This window comes from Streptomyces sp. NPDC055078, from assembly GCF_053607985.1.
This window is the reverse complement of sequence record NZ_JBSGUP010000855.1, coordinates 1-3000: the sequence shown is the minus strand read 5'-3', so window position 1 is coordinate 3000 and position 3000 is coordinate 1. Positions and strand designations below refer to the sequence as shown.

5 protein-coding genes and 1 riboswitch are annotated in these 3000 nt (G+C 68.4%); all 5 genes read right to left on the bottom strand.

Features of this window, described 5'->3' with window-relative positions; genetic code table 11:
- The coding region (locus ACWF94_RS37705; protein ID WP_453499326.1) for an iron chelate uptake ABC transporter family permease subunit at positions 1-287 on the bottom strand (287 nt) is incomplete at its 3' end.
- A gap of 123 nt (positions 288-410) precedes the next feature.
- On the bottom strand, positions 411-1415 hold the full coding sequence (locus ACWF94_RS37700) for a siderophore ABC transporter substrate-binding protein (RefSeq protein WP_453499324.1): 1005 nt from the start codon (positions 1413-1415) through the stop codon (positions 411-413).
- 363 nt (positions 1416-1778) lie between these two features.
- Complete coding sequence (locus ACWF94_RS37695; protein WP_453499322.1) at positions 1779-2144, bottom strand: DMT family transporter; 366 nt, start codon at positions 2142-2144, stop codon at positions 1779-1781.
- Entirely contained in the window at positions 2144-2458 is a 315-nt protein-coding gene (locus ACWF94_RS37690; RefSeq protein WP_453499320.1) for a DMT family transporter, read from the bottom strand. The genes ACWF94_RS37695 and ACWF94_RS37690 overlap by 1 nt, the downstream gene beginning before the upstream one ends.
- Positions 2459-2475: 17 nt before the next feature.
- A riboswitch (guanidine-III (ykkC-III) riboswitch) is annotated at positions 2476-2540 on the bottom strand.
- 107 nt (positions 2541-2647) lie between these two features.
- Positions 2648-3000: transketolase-like TK C-terminal-containing protein (locus ACWF94_RS37685; protein WP_453499318.1), on the bottom strand; the 353-nt coding region annotated here is incomplete at its 5' end.

Below are 3000 nucleotides of genomic sequence, written 5' to 3'. Positions count from 1 at the left end.
GTGAGCAGCAGCACCCCCAGGGCGGCCCACTCGCTGGTGCCGGTGGTCGTCGGCTCCACGAAGCGGTTCTGGACGAGCATCTGCATGATCACACCGGAGACGGCCATCGCGGCAGCCGCGAGGACCAGCGCGAGTGTGCGGGGCACCCGGGAGATGAGGAACATCTCCCGGGCGTCGGGGTCGGTGAACAGCCCGCGGAGATCGATGTCGTATCCGCCGACGAACAAGGAGACGGCGATCAGGGCGAGGACACCGAGTGTGGCCAGTGGCAGGGGAATTCGGTGCATGGGGCTTCCGGGGCGGGTGGGAGTGCACGGCCGCCCCGCCCCCGTGGCGGGGGCCGGGGCCTACGGCGTGGAAAAGGCGTGGAAAAGGCGTGACAGGGGCCGTGGCGGGAGCCGTGGGAGGGGTCAGCGGGCCGCGTTGAACGCGGTAGACACCTGACCGAAGGCGTCGGTGTACGCCTGGATGCCCTCGGACAGATAGAAGTCGTCGGCCAGGTAGATGACCTGGTCCTTCGTACGGAACACGGTCTTGTCCCATGCCTCCATGCCGTCCACGAGCTTCTTCGCGGCGACGGCCTCGGCGCCCTCCTCGGGACCCACGGCGGCGTCCCGGTCCAGCACGATCAGCCACTCCGGGTTGAGCTTGGCGATCGTCTCGGGGGCGAGGCCCGAGTCGTTGTGCACGGAGGTGCTGTCCTCGCCCTCGGCGCTGAGCACGTTCTTCAGCTTCAGCGGCTCGGCGAGGCGCCCGATCCGGCTGGCGCCATTGTCGATCTTGCCCGCGCTCGCGACCCCGAGGAACACGCTCTCGCCCTTGGTGGCCGAGGCGGCCTCGGTCCGTGCCTTGTCCAGCGCGGCCACGATCTCCTTGGCCTTGTCCTCCTTGCCGAAGATCTTTCCGAGTGTCTCGGTCTGCGTCCTCAGCGAATTGACGTACCCGTCCTTGGCCTCGTCGGACGGGGCGACGTCGATCGTCTTGGCGATCTTGGCCAGCTTGTCGTGGTGGTCGGTGAACCGGTAGCCGCCGATGATCAGGTCCGGCTCGGACGCGTTGATCGCCTCGAACTTGGGCTCGCGGTGGTTGCCCGCGTCCTTGATTGAAGAATCGTTTCTCCAGTCATCGAAACCCTCCTTCGGCAGCAGCGACTTGGGCACCGCGACGGGCTTGATGCCGAACGCCTTGAGCGTCGCGAACGACGTGTTGTCCAGCGCGGCCACCCGTGCGGGCTCCCGGGGCACTTCGAGATCGCCCTTGGCGGTCGCGACGGTGACATTGCCCTGGCTCTTGCCCGAGCTTTTGTCCGAGCCGGAATCCTTGCCGGATTCCCCGCAGGCGCTCAGCGCCAGACCCGCGCACAGAACCGCACTGGTCACCACGATGGTCTTGCGAAAGCGATCGGAACGGCGCACGGCGGATGACTCCCAGGGGGCAGAAGGGCAGCCGGCATCGCACGGCGATGGGGCTGCGAAGAAAACTCGACTTTGCTTAGCCTAACCTAACTCTTGATCTGCTCATTGCCGGGCCGGGCCCCTGTCCGGCGACCGCCCGGCCGAGCGCGCCCTTCGGCCACCGCCCGCCATGCCGAAACCCCCTCGCCCGGTGGCGAGGGGGCTCGGTGCCGTGGTGCCGTGGTGCCGTGGTGCCGTCCAGGTATTGGCCGGTTCGTCGTACGGGGCGGATACGGACGGCCGGTTCGTCGTACGGCACGGTGACCCGCACGGGTGCGGCTCTGCCGCCTGGCCCTGGCGCGCGGCCGTGGCGTGTTGGTGGGGTTACGGGGTCGGTGTGCGGGTGGGTCGGGGGGCGGCCTTGGGGCCGGGTTCGGATTTGACGAACTTGAGGCCGATGACGCTGAGGATGATTCCGGCGAGGAAGACGCCCTTGAGGAGCGAGGCGGGTTCCTCGCCGGTCGCCATGGCGAACACGACGGTGAGAGCCGCGCCGATGCCGATCCAGACCGAGTAGGCCACGCTGATCGGGATCCGGGTCATCGCGTAGGCCAGTCCGGCCATGCTGAGGGCGAGACCGACGAAGAACACGACGGCGGGTACCGGCTTGCTCAGCCCGTCGGACAGGCCCAGGGCCGTGGCCCAGACCGCCTCGAACACCGCACTGATGAGAAGAATTGCCCAGGGCATCAGCTGACCGCCTTCAGTCCGACGACACATCCGATGAGACCCAGCAGCAGGAGCACCCGGGCCGTGGTGGCCCGCTCCTGGCCGGTGACCATGGCCCAGGAAGCGGTGAGCAGAGCACCGATGCCCACCCACACCGCGTACGCCGTCCCGGTGGGCAGCGACTTCATCGCCACCGCGAGTCCCACCATGCTGGCGGTCAGGGCGACGGCGAACACCACCACCGGACCCCGGCGGCTGAAATTCTTGGACTGGGCGAGCGCCGTGGCCCACACGGCCTCCAGCACCCCCGACACAACGAGAATCATCCACGCCATGACACAACCGACCTCTCTGTGGCCAGTCTTGTCGCTGAGCGGGTACTGATCCCTCGTCCGCAGGCCCCACTCGGGGCCTCACTCCCTGTATAGCACAGGCACACACCCTCATCCCCGCCCCGCACCGGTGATCCCCACCACCACCCCACACCCAGGGAACTCGCCGGACGCGGTTGCCGCGGGAGCGCGCTACTGGGTGAGGTCGAGTGCGGCCCGGATGATGCTGTCGGTGTCGATCCCGTGGTAGTGGTAGACCTCCTCCAGCGAGCCGGACTGCCCGAACCGGGTGACCCCGAGGGTGCGCAGCGGCACCTGGTGGATCGTGGCGAGGAAGGCCAGGGTGTGGGGGTGTCCGTCCAGGACGGTGACGAGCGGTGTCGCCCGGTCGGAGGGGAAGACCCGGTCCAGGATCCAGTCGGCGGCATCGTCCTGTCCGAGACGGGAGTTGAGCGCCCGGAAGAGCAGACCGGGGCTGGTCACACAGACGACATCGGCGATGATCCCCATCCGGTGCAGCCGGTCGGCGGCGGCCAGTGCCTCGG

Excerpts from the sequence above, each read along its gene's own strand:
- ACWF94_RS37695 (WP_453499322.1), bottom strand. The coding sequence starts at position 2,144 with ATGCCCTGGGCAATTCTTCTCATCAGTGCGGTGTTCGAGGCGGTCTGG.
- ACWF94_RS37690 (WP_453499320.1), bottom strand. The coding sequence starts at position 2,458 with ATGGCGTGGATGATTCTCGTTGTGTCGGGGGTGCTGGAGGCCGTGTGG.